Genomic DNA, 17,789 nt, shown 5'->3' on the forward strand with positions numbered 1-17,789 from the left:
CATCATGGTCATCGTTATAAACGGGGACGCGCGATTGTGAAGTGTGTTTTGGAAAATCATCAAAATTGTCAAAAAGGCGATGGGCAGATTTTGGATTGGCCCTAGGTGATGGCTCATGAAAAAAGCATTGATCATTGGGGCGTCTGGCGGCATTGGCCGCGCGCTGACGAAACATTTTGAAGCGCAAGGCGTGCAGGTTACGGGACTGTCGCGCAGTGCTGATGGCTTGGATTTGCGTGATGAGCCAAGTGTGGCCCGCGTTTTGGGTGCCCTTGAGGGGACGTTTGATACAATCATTGTGGCAACAGGCGCGCTGAACATCGACGGCGCTGAGCCGGAAAAGCAGTTAGCGGCGATTGAGGCCTCGGCCATGGCGGATCAATTTGCGGTTAACGCCATCGGGCCTGCGCTGTGCTTGAAATACGCCAGTCACCTTCTGCCCAAAACTGGCCGGTCTGTCTTTGCGGTTCTTACCGCGCGGGTGGGCTCAATTGGTGATAACCGGATGGGTGGCTGGTACAGCTACCGCGCTGCCAAAGCAGCGGCCAACCAGATTGTGCATACTGCCGCCATCGAAATTGCACGCAAACGCAAGGACGCAATCGTCGTGGCTTTGCATCCGGGCACCGTGGCCACGCCGTTTACCGCCAAATACGCAGGCCGTCACGCAACAGTACCGCCAGCCGAGGCCGCATCAAACATTGCCGCCGTTCTGGATGCGCTTAGCCCCGCACAGACGGGCGAATTTTTCGATTGGGCCGGAGAAACAGTGCCATGGTAAATCTCGTTCTTGTTCTGGCAGATCAGTTGACGCACACGCTTTCCGCCCTTGAACACGCGGATAAAGCAGATGATGTGATCGTGATGGCCGAGGTGGCTGACGAGGCGAGTTATGTGCGCCACCACCCCAAGAAAATCGCATTTTTGTTTAGTGCGATGCGCCATTTCGCCCATGAGTTGCGCGAGGCGGGTTGGACTGTTCGTTACGCTGCGCTTGATGATGCTGAAAACACCGGTTCGATCGTAGGGGAGTTGCTACGTGCGGCCTCTGATACCGGCGCGAGCCGCGTTCTTAGCACTGAGTGTGGCGAGTGGCGATTGATCAGCGCTCTTGAGGACGCACCGCTTGAAGTGACGGTTTTACCTGACACGCGTTTCATCGCATCGCACAAGCGCTTCGAGGATTGGGCCGAGGGACGCAAGCAGCTGCGGATGGAATATTTCTACCGCGAAATGCGCCGTGACACGGGGCTGTTGATGGAAGGTGACAAACCTGTCGGCGGCAAGTGGAATTTCGATCATGACAACCGCAAGCCAGCCCCTGATGAGGTGACGTTTGATGGGCCGTTACGGTTTGAGCCCGATGAAATCACGGAGGATGTTTTAGCGTTGGTGAAGTCGCGCTTTGATAATCATTTCGGCGATCTTGAGCCATTTTGGTTTGCGGTCACCCGTGATCAGGCATTGCAGCAGCTTCATCACTTCGTAGCGCTCGGTTTGCCAAAGTTCGGTGATTTTCAAGACGCGATGATGAGCGATGAGCCATTTTTGTATCACGGGCTGATCTCGTTTTATTTGAACGCTGGCTTGCTGACCCCGCTTGAAATCTGTCGTGCGGCTGAGCAGGCATTTACGGATGGTGATGCGCCAATCAACGCGGTTGAAGGGTTCATTCGCCAGATTCTGGGGTGGCGCGAATATGTGCGCGGCATCTATTTTCTGGAAGGCCCTTCGTACACCTCGCGCAATTACCTTGAACACTCGCGCGTGCTGCCTGAGTTTTATTGGGGCGGTGAAACCCGCATGCGGTGCGTGTCAAAAGCGGTCGAGCAAACGGGGCGGGACGCCTATGCGCACCATATTCAACGCCTTATGGTCACGGGGAATTTCGCCTTGCTCGCGGGCATCGATCCCCATCAGGTCCATGAATGGTATCTTGCTGTTTACGCCGACGCTTATGAATGGGTTGAAGCGCCCAATGTGATCGGGATGTCGCAATTTGCGGACGGCGGGATCATCGCAAGTAAGCCCTATGTTTCAAGCGGTTCCTACATCAACAAAATGAGTGATTACTGTAAAGGCTGTCATTATAAAGTCACAGCCAAAACTGGTGAGACAGCCTGTCCGTTTAACGTTCTTTACTGGGACTTTTTGATCCGTCACGAAGAACGGTTTCGCGGTAATCCGCGGATGGGCCAAATGTACCGTGTGTGGGAGCGGATGGACGAAGAACGGCGCGACACTGTGCTGTCAGATGCCGCAGAGGTATTGGCAAAGCTGGACCGTGGTGAGGTGATTTAAGCGGGACGCGTTAGTCTATGATCTCGGCGCGCTCGACACCCCAGAACGATGATTTCGGTGCCCAACCACGGTAGCCATCTGCCCGCATCGAGCACCAGTCTGCGGTGCATTCATTAAGACGTGCTACGACGCCGCGCTCAAGCATCGCGGCAATGGGGGCATCGGTCATTGGCTTGCGACGCAGCTCAACAGCGTCTTCGTCAATGATCACTGTTCTGACGCCGGAAATAAGTGAGTAGTGCAGCCAACCGCCGACGCCGTCGCGGTCTTCTACACGGCGCCAATGGCCATGTTCCGCGATGACACGAAGCGGCATATCGCGGCGTTTGAAAATCCAATCAATGCGATGTGTTTTGGACGGACCACGGCGCACATTTGCTTCACTCGCTTTCAGTGACACAAAGCGCGGCATTGGAAGGCCCGTGACAGGGCCCACGTCTGCACTCGCAGTTTGACCTGCCAGTTGAATGGACAAAAGAAGTGCTGTGATCAGCAAAACTGACTTCATTATCTACGGCCTGCGTGGTTATCCGTTTCAGCGCGGTGATCGCTGAAAATGGAATGGTGAAATTCAAGGTCTTGTGCCTTGCTTGCTCTGACTGCACTCTAGGGTGAAAGCGGTGTCTGGGCAAAGTGGGAGATTTGGTCGATGTCACGAAAACGGTTGAGTGTTGTCGTTACGCGACGGTTGCCCGCAGCCGTGGAGCACCGCATGTCAGAGTTGTTCGACGTAACAGTGCGCGACAGCGATGCACCTATGAGCCGCGATGAACTGATTGCAGCGATGCAAGACGTTGATGTTTTGGTTCCCACGGTGAACGACCGTCTTGATGCTGCTGTTTTTGAACAGGCCGGCGAGCGTTTGAAACTGGTGGCAAATTACGGCGCAGGGACGGATCACATTGACGTAAATGCGGCCCACGCAAACGGGATTATGGTCAGCAATACCCCAGGCGTGGGGGCGGAAGATACTGCGGACATGACGCTGGCGCTGATGTTATCTGTGACGCGCCGCATCCCCGAGGGTTTGTCAGTCATGCAAACGGGTGATTGGGACGGTTGGTCGCCGACTGCACTGTTAGGCGGCAAAATTGGCGGGCGTTCTCTTGGTATTTTGGGCATGGGCCGTATTGGGCAGGCTGTTGCGCGACGCGCCCGCGCGTTTGGGATGCAGGTGCACTATCACAACCGTAATCGCCTGCGCCCCGAGACTGAAGCCGATCTTGGCGCAAAGTACTGGAGCAGTCTCAACCAGATGTTGGCGCAGGTCGATATTTTGACCATTCACTGTCCGCATACCCCAAGCACCTACCACATTATGAATGCGCGGCGTTTGGCGTTGATGAAACCCAGTGCGGTTATTGTAAACACCTCACGCGGTGATGTGATCGACGAGAACGCCCTTACGCGGATGCTTCGGTCGGGTGAGATTGCGGGTGCGGGCCTTGATGTTTACGAGGGTGGCGCAGAGCCAAACCCACGCCTTCGCGCGCTTAAGAACGTTGTTTTGCTGCCCCATATGGCCTCTGCCACAGTGGAAGGCCGTGAGGAAATGGGCGCGCGTGTCATGCTTAATATTTCCACCCATGCGGATGGGTTCCGCCCCCCGGATATGGTGATTCCGTCCAGCTTGTAGTGGCCGTTTTGCTGCGTCTGATGTGTCTTGCTGATGTTGGGCAGGTCGGTTTTGGCGCGTGTTCGGTCGGCTGGATTGCGCCGCGTTCGCATCAGATGAGCGAAGGTAATCCCAAGACACGTCCAAGGAGGTCGGACATATGAAAACCCACGTCAAAGCACTTGTTGTTGGAGGCGGCGCCGTTGGCACGTCTATCGCTTATCATTTGGGTAAGGCGGGGTGGGACACGCTTCTGCTTGAGCGGGACGAGCTGACATCCGGCTCAACTTGGCACGCAGCGGGCTTGTTGCCGTATTTCAACATGTCATATGCCACCACGCATATTCACGACTATTCCATCAAGTTCTACAAAACCCTTGAGGAAGAGACTGGCCTGAATGCGGGTTTCTCGGTGTGCGGTAACTTGCGGATGGCGCAATCCAAAGAGCGTATGGACGAGTATATGCTGTACGCCAGCACCGCTGAGACCTGCGGTGTGCCTTACGAATGGATGAGCCCCGATCAGATCAAAGAGCGTTTTCCGCTGGTGCGCACCGAGGACCTTGTTGGTGCGATTTATCACCCGACCGATGGTTATATTAACCCCGCGGACGTCACTATGGCGATGGCCAAAGGCGCGCGGCAACACGGCGTGACGATTGAACGAAAATGGCAGGTCGACAGCTATCATTGGAACGGCCACGAGTGGGAAGTGACCTGCACGCGCACGGCTGACAAAGGTGGCAATTTGATCTCAACGGATGAGACAATGGTCATCCACGCCGAGCACGTTGTGACGGCCACTGGCAATCACGCGCAACGCACCGCAAAGCTGTTGGGTATCAAAATTCCGGCGATCCCTGTCGAGCACCAGTTTATTGTAACCGAGCCCGACCCGATGTTGGTGGAGTGGCGCAAAAACAACCCAGAACACCCTGTTTTGCGCGACGCAGACGCCAAATGGTATGTGCGCGAAGAGCGTGGTGGTTGGATTTTGGGGCCATATGAGCGCAACGCCCCAGCACGTTTCGAGTTTGGCGTGCCTGATAGCTTCCGCGCCGATCTATTCCCGCTTGATCTTGAGCGGATCGAAGAAGAATATATGAGCTTCATCCACCGTATTCCGTCCAGCGAAGAAGTCGGCCTAAAGGATGATTTCAACGGCCCGATTTGCTATACACCAGATGGCAACCCGCTGGTTGGTCCTGCTCCAGGGCTGCGTAACATGTGGCTGGCGGAAGGGTTCAGCTTTGGCATTACTGCTGCTGGTGGCACGGGTCATTACATGGCGCAGATGATGGTTGAGGGCGAGGCCGAGATTGACATGGCCTCACTTGATCCCAAGCGCTACGGCAGCTGGATGACCACAGAATATGCGGCGCGCAAGAATGAAGAAAGCTATGAGCACGTCTACATTCTGCACCACCCGGACGAAGAACGCGAAGTGGCCCGTCCGCTGCGTACTGCTCCGTGTTATGACCGGATGGCGGCGCGCGGCGCACAGTTTGGTGTTGTGAATGGCTTTGAGCGTCCGAACTACTTTGGCCCCACACCTGAGGAAGGCGGCTTTGACGATCATGCATCGCGCAGCTTCCGCCGCGGTGGTTGGTGGAAATACGCAGTTGAAGAAGCGAATGCCGTGCGCAATGACGTCGGTCTTTTGGATGCATCGGCGTTTACCAAGCACGAAGTTAAGGGCCCCGGTGCGACTGCTTTCCTTGATTGGTTCACTTGTAACAAGCTGCCGCGCGTTGGTCGGATCAATCTGACCTATGCCCTGACAAGTCATGGAACGACGCGGACTGAATACACCATCGTTCGTATGGCTGAGGATCACTACTATTTGGTCAGTGCGGGTGCCTGGACAGATTACGATAGTGATTATTTGCGCAAAGCCGCAGAGGATAAAATCCCTGAGGTTGGTTATGTGGCGATTAATGATGTCACCACGAAATACGGTGTTTTCGCTTTGGCAGGCCCGAAGTCCCGTGATCTTTTGAAAGAGATCATCAAGGATGCTGACCCTGAAACAGCACTGTGCAACAAGCGCTTTCCGTGGCTTAGCATGAAGCATATTGAGCTTGGCATGGTGCCGGTGATGGCAATCCGTGTGGCTTACACAGGTGAGCTGGGTTGGGAATTGCACCACCCGATTGAAATGCAAAACCACTTGTTTGATCTGCTTGAGAAAGCCGGCGAAAAGCACGGCCTCAAGATGGTCGGCGGACGCGCCCAAAACTGGCTTCGTCAGGAGAAATCTTACCGGGCCTTTGGTAATGAGCTTGGTCGTGATGCGACCCCACTTGAGGCTGACTTGCCGCGTTTCATTGACCTTGAGAAAGATTTCTTTGGCAAAGACGCCTTGGTGAAAACTGGTGTGCGCAGCAAATGCGTTACCTTCCTTATCGATGGGCCAGACGACGCTGACCCGTGGGGCCGCGAGGCGCTTTATGCCGGTGATCTGCGGGTCGGGCGTTTGACCTCGGGCGGATATTCCGTTCACTTCGGCAAGTCGATCGGCATGGGCTACGTCAAGCCAGAGCACGCTGAAGTTGGTACTGTTCTGAAGGTCAAAATGTTTGATCAGCTTTGGGACGCGACCATCGTTGAAGACAGCCCCTATGATCCGAAAAACGCAACTATTCGGGTGGACGGTTAAGTCACTAGGCTGCGGCGGGCGCTGAAGAAACAGCGGCCGTCGCGTATGCAACCGTAACAAGCGAGACAAGGGCGGCTGCCAACACAAAAGGTGCTGCCTGCCACAGCGAAAGCGGCAGTATCATGATGGCTATTGCCCCGCCAAGACGTGCCGCAATAATATCGGCACTTGCGATTGTGCCATGGGCGGTTTTGGGAGTCAGGCGGAAAGCTAGATCTGTTGTAGGTGCGTTGCACAGTGCCATCGACAACCCAACAGCCACGCATGAAATCACTAGTGGGGCGTCGCTTTGGCTAAACCATAAAAGTGCCATCACCCCGTTTAAGACAACGGATGCGTAGAGTAGGAGTTGTGGCGGGAGGCGTTTGTTCAGCTTTGCCACGCCGAAATTTCCGATCGCAAAAACGGACCAGATAACAAACATATAAAGACCTACTGTTGTGGTAGGGGCCGCGATCTTGTCAGATAGCGCAATCGTCACGATGAACCATGTGGAGATGCCGTAGCTGATGAGGATGAAACCCAGCACGGACAGCACTGGTAAAGTTAATATGCGGCGGATCGAAGGTGCGCTGGCTTTGGTTTTAAGATGCGCGCGACCTCGGGGTTTTGGCGGGCGCAGGACCGCGATTGCAGTCACAATAGGGACGATCATCCAGCCATATCGCCAACTGAATGTTTCCGTCAAAAACGCCGCCCCAAATGGATAAAGGGCTGCGACGGCTCCGGTAATCATCCCCCAATAGCTTAGCGCCCTGAGCGTGTTACGCGGGCGGTTCGCTGCCAAAAGTGCGGGGATCATCGGTGAAAATAGTCCGGCACCTGCACCTTGGAATAGTCTTAGAATAATCATCTGTTCGCCGGTTCTGGCGAAAAGCAGTAGAACCGAAGCTGCACAAAAGAGAAACGCGCCTGAGGTGAAGACGCGTTCTTTGCCAATTTTGTCACCCGCTGCACCGCTGACAAATAGGGCGATGATGAGCGTGATTTTGTATCCTGATATCAACCAAAGCGCTTGGTCTGTGCCCAATTCTAAGTCGATTCTTAGGGCTTTGACGATGATCGGAAATGTTGAAATTTCAATAACATAGGCAACGCTGGCCGCGTAAATCGCAAACGTGTTTGCATTACGAAGGTGCACGATCGTCACTTTTCCTACGTTTGCGCGATTGGGTTGCATACTCACCAACAACACGCTTTTCACCAACGCGCTCTACGATTGTGGCGCGGTACTCTGCCCAATCATCGTCGGTCATATCAGCCATTGCCGCAACCTTAATTGTCGATTTTTGGACTTGTGCGCTAAGCATGGTGCGATGGATCGGTTGGATTGTGAACATGGGGTGGTCGCGCTTAAACTCCACAGGGCAATCGGTCTTGGTGATCCGAATATTGGTAAACAGGGGACCAAACCAGCGGTCCGTTTCGATCACGCCTTCATAGCTTTCCATGTGCTGCGTGCGCGGCAGGTTGGCAGGTTCGCGGACCAGAACACACCAATCCGCGGCGGTCTTTGCAATAAGCCCCGACCAGATTTGTACGACACCCGGTTGCAAAACGGAGGCGAGAAAAGGGGGTGAGTAGCCCTTCACATCATCCGGCGCATCCGCATCAAATTGTGCCGCGTAATTTGGGAATTGAGCTGCATCCAGTGGCATCCAATCCGGTGCCTCCGGATAGCGCCAAAGCACACGGGTGCCGTCCCACATCAGAGAAAAATCCATGGGTGCGAACACGTACCACCCCAATTGCGATGCGACGCGGATCGGCTCGCAATATCTGTAGGCGCGCAGTGGCAGGGTGCCGCCTGCTGCGGCGTCGGCGGGGACGGGCAGGCTGACCTCGGGGATCATTCGGTAGAACTTCGCCAACGCACCAAGGGCGGATGCGTCGGCTTGAAGTGGGGATTGGAAATCAAGCATCTGCCGACCTACGCGACAGCCGTTTTGAACGCTGGTGATTTGTTGGCGATGTGCACAGTTCCGGTGTCGGCAACGTCCGTTGCGAAGGCAGGTGACTTATTAGCGATTGGTACATTTCCGGCATCACGCGTATCAGCAAAATCTGTTTTGAAGGACGGTGATTTGTTGGCGATGTGAACGCGGCCTGCGTCGGTTACGTGGTCGAAATCTGGTGCAAATGCAGGTGCTTTGTTTGCGAAGTGAACGAGGCCATTGTCTGCTGTGGAACGTGTCATGTGGGTAACTCCTGAACTGGTTGATGACTGTGACCTGACGCTTGCTGAACAATCTATGCGTGTCAAAAGCTAAAAGTGAGGAGGTGCCATATTTACTACATGTGGTGTACGCGGGGGAATTCACACATTATATGCTGTGGATAACCGGGTCACATTCAAAGGTATGAGTTCATGTATGGTTTACACATTTGACAAATTACGAAAGGTGTAATTCCCGTTTAAATTGTGTTCATGAAAATGATTCGAAAGAAAATGCCGCTTCGGGCGGGGCAAACTGGCCATAAAAAAACCCGGCTCAAAGGCCGGGTTTCTTCGTCTTGAAAGAACGTGCCGCTTATTGCGGGATGTCGCCTGTCAGACCTTCAATGTAGAAGCTCATGCCAGCCAATGTGCCGTCATCCGCTACTTCGCCGTCAGCCAACCAAGGTGTTCCATCTTGCTTGTTGATGGGGCCTGTGAACGGGTGGTAGGCGCCTGTGCGCATCGCTTCGATCATCGCTTCGGCTTCTGCTTTGATGTCGGCTGGTACGCGGTCGGTGATCTCACCGATTTCAACCATACCTGTGTCGATGCCGTCCCAAGTTTGGACAGTTTCCCATGTGCCGTCCATGACTGCTTTCACGCGGTCGATGTAGTAGGGCGCCCAGTTGTCGATGATGGACGAAACGCGCGGTCCGTCTTTGAACTGAGCCATGTCTGAGGCTTGGCCGAATCCGATGACGCCTTCGTTTTCAGCAGCAACTGTCAAAGGTGCAGTCGTGTCTGTGTGTTGCAAGATCACGTCTGCGCCTTGCTCGATCAGTGTTTTTGCAGCGTCTGCTTCTTTCGCAGGGTCTTCCCATGTGAAAGCCCAGATGATGTTGAATTCTACATCGGGGTTAACGCGCTTGGCGTGCAGGTAGGCTGAGTTGATGCCACGGATAACTTCCGGGATTGGGAAAGATGCGATGTACCCAATTTTGTTGGTTTTGGTCATCTTGCCTGCGATGTGACCTTGGACGGCGCGGCCTTCGTAGAAACGCGCAGAGTAGGTCGACACGTTATCGGCTGTTTTGTAGCCAGTTGCGTGCTCAAATTTCACGTCCGGGAATTTGGCCGCAACATTGATCGTTGGGTCCATGTAACCAAAAGAGGTCGTGAAGATAAGCTTGGCACCGGAAAGCGCCATCTGTGTCATCACGCGCTCGGCGTCCGCACCTTCTGGAACGCTTTCTTGGTAGATAGTTTCAACTTTGTCGCCGAATGCTTCGTCAACGGCGAGGCGGCTTTGGTTGTGCTCATATGTCCAGCCACCGTCACCGATGGAGCCCACGTAAACAAAGCCCACTTTGAGCTTTTCATGGCCGTCGGCGAATGCGCCTGAGGTGAGTGCTAGTGCAGTGGCAGCTGCTGCCAGGAGTGTGCGTCGTAGGATCATGATGGTCCCCCCATTGGTTAACGCGTGAAAGCCCCCACGGCTGTGAAGGCGGGTGAAGCTGCCTCTAATTAGAGGCGTGAAACGAACGGCCGAGCATGGCAGGTGCCTGTGCACGGCTGATGCCGTATTTGTGGAGCGCCGATAGCAAGACCAGCACGAAGATGGTGATCACATACGGCGACATAGACAAGTATTCCACCGGAATTGTACTGCCCGCCGCCTGTAGGTTGAGTTGTAAAATGGCAATGCCGCCGAAAATATAGGCACCTAGAATAACCAACAGCGGGCGCCAGCTTGCAAAAACCACAAGTGCCAGCGCGATCCAACCGGCACCCGTGGTCATGCCTTCGGTCCACTGCGGTACGCGTACCAGCGACAGATACGCCCCACCAAGACCCGCACATGCGCCACCAAACACGATGGCACCAAAGCGGATCCACATCACTTTATAACCCAATGCATGTGCAGCGTTATGATCTTCGCCGACCGCGCGTAAAATTAGGCCCAATCGGCTAAAACGTAAAACCGCCCATACAGCCACGGGGATCGCCAGTCCGATGTAAAGCATCGCGTCATGGCCCAGAACGATACGCTCAAACGCATTCAGCTCAGCGCCGCTCATCAGTTGTGGCATCTTTGGCGGGACGATTCCCACGTAGCTTTGCCCGACCATGGCGGAAGCGCCTAAGCCGAATAGGGTAAGCGCAAGGCCCGTGGGCACTTGGCTGGTCAAAAAGAACTGGGTTAAAACAGCAAAGACTACGGACAGGGCTGCACCACCAAGTGCGCCACCAACAAACCCCAATGAAGGCGATCCGGTTTCAACTGCTGTGATGAACCCACAGACTGCGCCAATGATCATCATGCCTTCGACGCCAAGGTTCAGAACGCCGGTTTTCTCAACGACCAACTCACCGATTGCTGCAAGTAAAAGCGGGGTTGCAGCAACCATGACCGAGGCCACATAAAACGCAGGGTTAATCGCTGACCAATCCATTATGCGGCTTCCTTTACGGTGCGCGGTGCGGCGCGGCGAATGCGGTAATTCACCAGCAGTTCACCTGCCAGCAAGAAAAAGAGCAGCATCCCTTGGAAAGCTGAGATTGCCGAAGCCGGCAGGCCAATGATGAATTGTGCAAGCTCACCGCCGATGTAGGTCAGCGACATTAACAAGCCTGCGGCCAAAATACCCCACGGGTTCAGACGCCCCAAGAAGGCGACGATGATCGCGGTGAACCCGTAGCCTGATGCGAAATCAATGCTGACTTGTCCTGCTGGGCCTGCCACCTCAAACATACCGGCCATGCCCGCCAACGCGCCGGAAATACCAAGGCACACCGCCGTGATTACGTGGGGGTTCACACCTGCAAACCGCGCAGCTTTGGGCGCAGCACCCGCAAGCTTGATCTGAAAGCCCAGACGGTGCTTGGACATCAACACATAGGCCAGCACAACTGCGCTGAACGCTGCGACAACGCCCCAGTGGACAGAACTGCCTTGCCAAATTTCTGCGTTATGAGCGGAAGCATATTGTTGCAGGTTGCGTGATCCCGGAAAACCGTTGCCATCAGGGTTGCGGAGTACGCCAACGGACATCGAAGACAGCAGTTCAAGCGCAACATAGACCAGCATCAGCGAGACCAGGATTTCATTGGTGCCCAGCTTGATTTTTAGCATGGCGGGGATCATGGCCCAAATAAACCCGCCAACTGCCCCAGCAATGACCATAGCGGGGAAAATCCACCATGCCTCAAGCGGATAAGCAGCCAGTGCTACCGCCGCACCACACAACGCGCCAATGACATATTGCCCTTCTGCGCCAATGTTCCAAACGCCTGCCTTAAAGCCGATGGACAGACCAATCGCGATCAAGATCAGGGGCGCTGCTTTCACCAACAACTGCGGGCGTGAGTAGGCCGCGAATTGCTCGTTAAAGAGCGGGTCCCAGAAGATCGTACGGATCGCATCAACGGGGGGCTTGCCTAGCATCCAAAACATAATGCCACCGGCAATCATGGTGGCAATAAGTGCTAGAAACGGCGTGAGATAAGCCCAAAGGTTCGAAGGGTTCGGGCGCTTTTCAAGCTTATACATTGGCCGTCTCCAAGTCATGCGCGCCGCCCAACATCAGGCCAATTTTCTCCACGCTCAATTCGGTCGTGGGCACTGACGCGGACAGACGTCCTTCGTTCAGCGCACAAAAGCGGTCGGTGATTTCAAGAAGCTCATCAAGGTCTTGGCTGATCACAACAACCGCTTTACCCGCATCGGCCATATCCAGAAGCGCCTGGCGGATGGCGGCGGCGGCACTTGCATCAACGCCCCACGTGGGCTGGTTGACCACCAACACATCGGGGTCTTGTAGAATTTCGCGGCCTACTACGAATTTTTGCAGGTTGCCGCCAGATAACGCACGCGCGGCCACTTGGTTGTTCGGAGTGCGCACATCAAAACGGGCAATGATCTCATCCGCATAGCCACGGGTCTTGCCCCAATTGGCGAACCCAAGCGAGGTCAGTGCCTTGCGTGTTGCGGCGGACAGAAACGCATTTTCCATCAGCGACATATCTGGCGCAGCGGCGTGGCCCAAACGTTCCTCGGGGGCGGAAAGGGTGCCAAGAGCGCGCCGTGAGGTCGGCGGTAGATGCCCGACATCGCGACCATCAAGGCTGATCATCCCGCGCTTTGTGCGAATTTCACCAGATAGGGCGGCCAACAGCTCGTCCTGACCGTTGCCTGCGACACCGCCGATACCCAGAATTTCACCTTTGCAAACGCTCAGTGAGACATCTTTGAGGCTGGTGCCGAACGCACTGTGCGACGCGGCACTTAGGTTTGTGACGTCTAACACGGTGGCGCCTTTGGGCCGGTCGCGCCGTTCGGGATCATGAAGGCGGCTGCCGACCATCAGCTCTGCCATATCGCGGGCCGAGGTGTCGCGCGGCACACATGTGCCCACGTTCTTGCCGCGGCGTAGGACAGTTGCCGTATCACAAAGCGCGCGGATTTCTTCGAGTTTGTGGGAAATATAAAGTATAGAGGTCCCTGCATCACGCAGCTTGCGAAGGGTCTCAAATAGAACATCGACCTCTTGCGGCGTTAGAACTGATGTCGGCTCATCCATGATCAGTAGCTTAGGGTCCTGCAAAAGACACCGGATGATCTCAACGCGCTGGCGCTCACCGGCGGACAGATCCCCAACAATTCGGGATGGATCAAGCGGCAGGCCAAATTGATCGGACACCTTACTGATCTGCTGGGCAAGCGCGCGCATTTTTGGCGGATTTTCCATGCCAAGTGCGATGTTTTCCGCAACGCTCAGGGCGCCAAAAAGACTAAAGTGCTGAAACACCATCGCGATGCCTGCGGTGCGTGCTGTGCTTGGTTTGTCTGGCGAAAACGCCTTGCCGTTCAACACCATTTGGCCCGCATCCGGCGTGACAAGGCCGTAGATCATTTTGACCAGTGTAGATTTCCCCGCCCCATTTTCACCGAGCAAAGCATGCACTTCGCCTCGGGCGATTGTCAGGCTCACGTCTTCGTTAGCGACCACGCCGGGATAGGATTTGGTTAACCCGGTGAGTGTCAGCAAAGGGGGTGTCATAAGGGCAATAATGTCTCGGTGAGGGAATCGCGGTTATGGCGCGACACAATGGCGATTAAGCGCTGAAAGGCAATGGCCGGGCGTAGTTTTTGCATGGAATTCTAGCATATTTGCCCCTTTATCCGCCTCGCGCCCCCACATATGCTGTCCCAATGAGCACACAGCCCCGATTCATCCACCTTCGCACCCACACCGAGTACTCTCTTTTGGAGGGGGCTTTGGCGACCAAGAAACTGCCGCAGATGTGCGCAGACCTTGGTATGCCTGCAGTGGCGGTGACTGATACCAACAACATGTTTAACGCGCTGGAGTTTTCCGAAGGTGCGATCAAGGCAGGGGTGCAACCCATCATCGGCTGTCAGGTTGATCTGGAATTTGATCCCGCTCCCTTGGGCGAGCGGCCCCGCCCCCCTGCGCCGTTGGTGTTGTTGGCGCAAACCGAGCGCGGCTATGAAAATTTGATGCGTCTCAATACGTGCCTTTATATTGCACATTCGGATCAGGTCCCACACGTCACGCTGGATGAATTGGAGAAAAACAGCGCTGATGTGATTTGTCTCACAGGCGGGCCTGATGGGCCGGTTGGGCGTTTGTTGCGCGCAGGTCAGCAGCCCAAAGCGCAGGCTTTGATGGAACGGTTAAGCGCCATTTTCGCCGATCGTCTTTATGTGGAATTGCAGCGCCATCCAGAAGATGGCGGTTTGCCCGACGCCGAGCGACAGACAGAACGCGGCTTGATCGAAATGGCCTACGGGATGGATATTCCGCTGGTGGCCACGAACGATTGCTACTTTCCCAAGGCGTCAATGTATGAAGCCCATGACGCGCTTCTGTGTATTGCTGATGGCGCTTATGTGGATCAGCAAGAGCCGCGCCGCCGTTTAACGCCCGAGCATTATTTCAAGTCCCAAGCCGAGATGGCAACCCTGTTTGCCGACCTGCCAGAAGCACTTGAGAACACCGTTGAGATCGCCCGCCGCTGTGCGTTTCGCGCCTACAAGCGCGATCCGATTTTGCCGAAGTTTGCGGATGACGAGATTGAAGAATTGCGCCGTCAATCCAACGAAGGTTTGCAGCAGCGTCTAAAAGTGATTGAGCATGCAGATACCGTTGAGGCCTATCAAGAACGTCTCGATTTTGAGTTGGGCATTATTGAGGGTATGGGGTTCCCGGGCTATTTCTTGATTGTCGCGGATTTCATCAAATGGGCGAAAGATCACAATATTCCCGTGGGGCCGGGGCGTGGTTCTGGTGCGGGCAGTCTGGTGGCCTATGCGCTAACCATCACGGATCTTGATCCGCTGCGCTATAGCTTGCTGTTTGAGCGGTTCTTGAACCCCGAACGTGTCAGCATGCCTGACTTTGATATCGACTTTTGCATGGACCGCCGCGAGGAAGTCATCCGTTATGTCCAAGAGAAATATGGCCGCGACAAAGTAGGCCAGATCATCACGTTTGGTGCGCTTTTGTCCAAGGCCGCGGTGCGCGATATCGGTCGTGTTTTGCAAATGCCATACGGGCAGGTAGATCGGCTGTCCAAGATGATTCCCGTTGAAGGTGTAAAGCCCGTCAGCATCGAAAAAGCACTGGCTGATGAGCCGCGTTTGCGGGAAGAGGCCAAGAACGAAGAGGTCGTTGAGCGTCTTTTGACTTATGGCCAACAGGTCGAAGGTTTGCTGCGTAACGCATCTACACACGCGGCGGGCGTAGTTATTGGTGACAGGCCTCTTGATGCGCTTGTCCCGCTCTATCAAGACCCGCGATCGGACATGCCGGCCACTCAGTTCAATATGAAATGGGTAGAGCAGGCGGGCTTGGTCAAGTTTGACTTTTTGGGGCTGAAAACCCTGACGGTTGTGCAAAACGCCGTAGACCTGATTTTGAAGTCAGGACGTGATTTGCACATCGCGGCAGACGGCACACAGCTTTATGAACCCGCTGAAGGCACGCTGAACGATATCAACGCGATCCCGCTCGATGATCCGGCAAGCTATGATCTGTATGCCGCCGCTAAAACTGTAGCGGTGTTTCAGGTGGAAAGCTCGGGCATGATGGACGCGCTCAAGCGCATGAAGCCCACGTGTATTGAAGATATTGTTGCGCTTGTGGCGCTGTACCGTCCTGGCCCGATGGAAAATATCCCGCAGTATTGTGACGTGAAAAACGGCCGTGCTGAGCGTGAGAAGCTGCACCCCACGATTGACCACATTCTCGATGAGACCCAAGGCATTATCGTTTACCAAGAGCAGGTTATGCAGATCGCCCAAGAGATGGCGAACTATTCGCTTGGTGGTGCGGATTTGCTGCGCCGTGCGATGGGTAAGAAAATTCAAGAAGCGATGGATGCAGAGCGCCCGAAATTCCTTGAGGGTTCAAAGAAAAACGGTGTCGGCGCAAAGAAAGCCACAGAGGTTTGGAATCTTCTGGATAAATTTGCCAACTACGGTTTTAACAAATCCCACGCGGCGGCCTACGCGGTGGTCAGTTATCAAACCGCATGGCTGAAGGCGAACCATCCGGTTGAGTTTATGGCCGGTGTTATGAACTGCGATATCCATTTGACGGATAAGCTGGCGGTGTATTTCGAGGAGGTCAAAAAAGGCCTTAAGCTGGATTATGTCCCGCCTTGCATCAACCGCTCTTTGGCGACGTTCGATGTGCAGGATCAAGCGTTGGTTTATGCGCTTGGCGGGCTCAAGAATGTCGGCGTTGAGGCGATGCGTCTGATTGAGCAGGGTCGCAAAGTAGACGGAGTTGATAAGCCGTTTGTGACGGTCTTTGATTTTGCCCGCCGTGTTGATCTGAAGCGGATTGGTAAGCGCCCGATGGAGATGCTGGCCCGCGCCGGTGCGTTTGATCAATTGGATGCCAACCGTCGCAAAATGTTCGACAGCCTTGATGCGCTTGTGGGCTACTCCGCCGCCATTCATGAGCAGCGCGCATCAAATCAGGTTAGCTTGTTCGGGGAGGCTGGAGACGATTTGCCAGAACCGCGCCTTAGTCCCGTGTCTGATTGGTTGCCAGCCGAAAAACTGGATGAAGAAGCCAAGGCGATTGGCTTTTATTTGTCTGGTCACCCGCTTGAAGATTACGCCGCTGCCCTTAAACGCAAAGGCGTTCTGACCCTTGATGAGGTGACTGAGAAAGCATCATCAGGGGCGTGTATCGCCAAACTTGCAGGCCGCATCAGTGGCGTTCAGGAGCGTAAGTCAGCCAAGGGCAACCGCTTTGCTTTTGTGCAGCTGTCTGACCCAACGGGTGCTTATGAGACCACAATGTTCAGCGACACGCTTGATAAATGCCGTGATCAGCTTTCAACCGGCGCCAAAGTTGTTGTTACCGTTGAGGCCACAATGGAGAGCGAACAGCTCAAGCTTTTGGCCCGCTCGGTCGTGCCCATTGATAGCGTGGTGGCGGATGTTGGAGGGGCGGGCCTTAAGGTATTTGTTGAGGACCAGTCTGCCATTCCGACTGTTGCAACGGTGCTGAGAGACGCGCCGAAAGCGGGCGCTGGCAAAGGACCGATTGTGTTTTGTTTGATGGCAGAGGGCTTGCCTGGCGAGGTCGAGATTGATCTGAACCGTGATTTCCCTGTGTCACCCCAAATCAAAGGGGCGATTAAGTCGCTACCGGGTGTTTTGACGGTTGAAGATTTTTAGGGGTCAACGCCCAACCATTTACCAACTCAAATTTACCAGTGGGGGGGGCGTTGATCCGCAAGGGGGACTGAGCCGCCTTGATCAAATTCACGGGCCGCTTCGCGTTCCATCAGCATCTGCGCGCGCCGCTGCAACACATCAATGTCGCGTGATTGCTTGGCCACAATATCCGAAAGCTCATCGACGGTTTTCGTCAAATGCGCGATCTTTTCTTCAAGCTGGGTCAGGGTTGGTTGGGTCATAGGGGTGACATACGCCACTCATTCGGGAATTGCTACTGCGCGCATGGTTGCCCACGGCAATGCATCGGGGTAAGTGGGCCGTGCATTTCTTTTGG

At 54.8% G+C, this 17,789-nt stretch carries 14 protein-coding genes; 5 read left to right on the forward strand and 9 right to left on the reverse strand.

What is annotated here, in order from left to right; translation table 11 throughout:
• Nucleotides 1–115 precede the first annotated feature (115 nt).
• Complete coding sequence (locus tag OLX08_RS10320) at nucleotides 116–781, forward strand: SDR family NAD(P)-dependent oxidoreductase (protein WP_391481261.1); 666 nt, start codon at nucleotides 116–118, stop codon at nucleotides 779–781.
• On the forward strand, nucleotides 775–2,301 hold the full coding sequence (locus OLX08_RS10325) for a cryptochrome/photolyase family protein (protein WP_391481262.1): 1,527 nt from the start codon (nucleotides 775–777) through the stop codon (nucleotides 2,299–2,301). Before OLX08_RS10320 ends, OLX08_RS10325 begins: the two co-directional genes overlap by 7 nt.
• 10 nt (nucleotides 2,302–2,311) lie before the next feature.
• Here the strand turns inward: OLX08_RS10325 and OLX08_RS10330 are convergent, their stop codons facing one another.
• Nucleotides 2,312–2,809, reverse strand: coding sequence for an SH3 domain-containing protein (locus OLX08_RS10330; RefSeq protein ID WP_391481264.1), 498 nt, complete (start codon nucleotides 2,807–2,809; stop codon nucleotides 2,312–2,314).
• 141 nt (nucleotides 2,810–2,950) lie between these two features.
• Between OLX08_RS10330 and OLX08_RS10335 the strand changes: the two genes are divergently transcribed.
• Both OLX08_RS10335 and OLX08_RS10340 read left to right on the forward strand, forming a co-directional pair.
• Nucleotides 2,951–3,937, forward strand: a complete 987-nt coding sequence (locus OLX08_RS10335; protein ID WP_391481265.1) for a 2-hydroxyacid dehydrogenase — start codon at nucleotides 2,951–2,953, stop codon at nucleotides 3,935–3,937.
• 139 nt (nucleotides 3,938–4,076) lie between these two features.
• Nucleotides 4,077–6,575, forward strand: coding sequence for a GcvT family protein (locus tag OLX08_RS10340; RefSeq protein WP_391481266.1), 2,499 nt, complete (start codon nucleotides 4,077–4,079; stop codon nucleotides 6,573–6,575).
• A gap of 4 nt (nucleotides 6,576–6,579) precedes the next feature.
• Here the strand turns inward: OLX08_RS10340 and OLX08_RS10345 are convergent, their stop codons facing one another.
• The 7 genes from OLX08_RS10345 to OLX08_RS10375 form a co-directional block, all read right to left on the reverse strand.
• The gene (locus OLX08_RS10345) at nucleotides 6,580–7,755 is read right to left on the reverse strand and encodes an MFS transporter (RefSeq protein WP_391481268.1); all 1,176 of its coding nucleotides are present in this window, start codon (nucleotides 7,753–7,755) and stop codon (nucleotides 6,580–6,582) included.
• Nucleotides 7,703–8,497, reverse strand: coding sequence for a DUF6065 family protein (locus tag OLX08_RS10350; protein WP_391481269.1), 795 nt, complete (start codon nucleotides 8,495–8,497; stop codon nucleotides 7,703–7,705). The genes OLX08_RS10345 and OLX08_RS10350 overlap by 53 nt, the downstream gene beginning before the upstream one ends.
• Nucleotides 8,498–8,505: 8 nt before the next feature.
• Entirely contained in the window at nucleotides 8,506–8,772 is a 267-nt protein-coding gene (locus OLX08_RS10355; protein WP_341245843.1) for a hypothetical protein, read from the reverse strand.
• A 334-nt stretch (nucleotides 8,773–9,106) separates the two neighbouring features.
• A complete protein-coding gene (locus OLX08_RS10360; RefSeq protein WP_048599402.1) occupies nucleotides 9,107–10,189 on the reverse strand; it encodes a BMP family ABC transporter substrate-binding protein in 1,083 nt (360 codons plus the stop codon).
• 64 nt (nucleotides 10,190–10,253) lie between these two features.
• On the reverse strand, nucleotides 10,254–11,186 hold the full coding sequence (locus OLX08_RS10365) for an ABC transporter permease (RefSeq protein WP_391481271.1): 933 nt from the start codon (nucleotides 11,184–11,186) through the stop codon (nucleotides 10,254–10,256).
• Entirely contained in the window at nucleotides 11,186–12,283 is a 1,098-nt protein-coding gene (locus OLX08_RS10370) for an ABC transporter permease (protein WP_391481273.1), read from the reverse strand. Before OLX08_RS10370 ends, OLX08_RS10365 begins: the two co-directional genes overlap by 1 nt.
• Nucleotides 12,276–13,793 carry an ABC transporter ATP-binding protein gene (locus tag OLX08_RS10375; protein ID WP_391481275.1) on the reverse strand — a complete coding sequence of 506 codons (1,518 nt, stop codon included), beginning with the start codon at nucleotides 13,791–13,793 and terminating at the stop codon, nucleotides 12,276–12,278. Before OLX08_RS10375 ends, OLX08_RS10370 begins: the two co-directional genes overlap by 8 nt.
• 152 nt (nucleotides 13,794–13,945) lie before the next feature.
• On the opposite strand from OLX08_RS10375, the gene dnaE reads away from it, so the two are divergent.
• Nucleotides 13,946–17,452 carry a DNA polymerase III subunit alpha gene (dnaE, locus tag OLX08_RS10380; protein WP_391481277.1) on the forward strand — a complete coding sequence of 1,169 codons (3,507 nt, stop codon included), beginning with the start codon at nucleotides 13,946–13,948 and terminating at the stop codon, nucleotides 17,450–17,452.
• Between the two features lie 32 nt (nucleotides 17,453–17,484).
• On the opposite strand, the gene OLX08_RS10385 is transcribed toward dnaE, so the two are convergent.
• A complete protein-coding gene (locus OLX08_RS10385; RefSeq protein ID WP_048599407.1) occupies nucleotides 17,485–17,694 on the reverse strand; it encodes a SlyX family protein in 210 nt (69 codons plus the stop codon).
• Between the last annotated feature and the right edge of the window lie 95 nt (nucleotides 17,695–17,789).

It is taken from the genome of Nereida ignava (genome assembly GCF_047114695.1).
GTDB classification, from domain to species: domain Bacteria; phylum Pseudomonadota; class Alphaproteobacteria; order Rhodobacterales; family Rhodobacteraceae; genus Nereida; species Nereida ignava.

Coding starts and splice junctions, on each gene's coding strand:
- OLX08_RS10320 (WP_391481261.1), top strand. CDS start 116: ATGAAAAAAGCATTGATCATTGGGGCGTCTGGCGGCATTGGCCGCGCG.
- OLX08_RS10325 (WP_391481262.1), top strand. CDS start 775: ATGGTAAATCTCGTTCTTGTTCTGGCAGATCAGTTGACGCACACGCTT.
- OLX08_RS10330 (WP_391481264.1), bottom strand. CDS start 2,809: ATGAAGTCAGTTTTGCTGATCACAGCACTTCTTTTGTCCATTCAACTG.
- OLX08_RS10335 (WP_391481265.1), top strand. CDS start 2,951: ATGTCACGAAAACGGTTGAGTGTTGTCGTTACGCGACGGTTGCCCGCA.
- OLX08_RS10340 (WP_391481266.1), top strand. CDS start 4,077: ATGAAAACCCACGTCAAAGCACTTGTTGTTGGAGGCGGCGCCGTTGGC.
- OLX08_RS10345 (WP_391481268.1), bottom strand. CDS start 7,755: ATGCAACCCAATCGCGCAAACGTAGGAAAAGTGACGATCGTGCACCTT.
- OLX08_RS10350 (WP_391481269.1), bottom strand. CDS start 8,497: ATGCTTGATTTCCAATCCCCACTTCAAGCCGACGCATCCGCCCTTGGT.
- OLX08_RS10355 (WP_341245843.1), bottom strand. CDS start 8,772: ATGACACGTTCCACAGCAGACAATGGCCTCGTTCACTTCGCAAACAAA.
- OLX08_RS10360 (WP_048599402.1), bottom strand. CDS start 10,189: ATGATCCTACGACGCACACTCCTGGCAGCAGCTGCCACTGCACTAGCA.
- OLX08_RS10365 (WP_391481271.1), bottom strand. CDS start 11,186: ATGGATTGGTCAGCGATTAACCCTGCGTTTTATGTGGCCTCGGTCATG.
- OLX08_RS10370 (WP_391481273.1), bottom strand. CDS start 12,283: ATGTATAAGCTTGAAAAGCGCCCGAACCCTTCGAACCTTTGGGCTTAT.
- OLX08_RS10375 (WP_391481275.1), bottom strand. CDS start 13,793: ATGACACCCCCTTTGCTGACACTCACCGGGTTAACCAAATCCTATCCC.
- dnaE (WP_391481277.1), top strand. CDS start 13,946: ATGAGCACACAGCCCCGATTCATCCACCTTCGCACCCACACCGAGTAC.
- OLX08_RS10385 (WP_048599407.1), bottom strand. CDS start 17,694: ATGACCCAACCAACCCTGACCCAGCTTGAAGAAAAGATCGCGCATTTG.